Genomic DNA, 359 nt, shown 5'->3' with positions numbered 1-359 from the left:
CGTTGTATGGCTCGGGCGCGATTGGAGGCGTGGTCCAGGTGTTCACGAAAGACGGCGGCGATCATCCGCCGCGTTTCAATTTTTCCGTGGGCTACGGCAGCTACCACACGCAGCCACAACCGGGAGGCGGGAACGGCGCGTTGGATAAGGACGGCCGCACGCCCTTCAACATCTCGCTCGCGCGTTCGAAAGACGACGGTTTTTCCGCGCTCAATCCCCCTGAGGCGCCGAATGCGAACCCCAATGCGAACGGCTATCTGAACGAGAGCATCTCCGCTTCGCTGCGCCCTAAGTTCACCGACCACTGGGACGCGGGCGCCCGCTATCTCCAGTCGAACGGCAACAACAGCTACGACAAT

Annotated in this window: 1 protein-coding gene; it reads left to right on the top strand. The window is 61.8% G+C overall.

What is annotated here, in order from left to right; translation table 11 throughout:
- Positions 1 to 359: TonB-dependent receptor (locus SB822_RS55495; RefSeq protein WP_410858896.1), on the top strand; the 359-nt coding region annotated here is incomplete at both ends.

The organism is Paraburkholderia sp. SIMBA_054 (genome assembly GCF_046534875.1).
GTDB lineage: Bacteria > Pseudomonadota > Gammaproteobacteria > Burkholderiales > Burkholderiaceae > Paraburkholderia > Paraburkholderia hospita.
The sequence above is the reverse complement of the archived record's forward strand: the minus strand, read 5'-3'. Positions and strand labels throughout refer to the sequence as shown.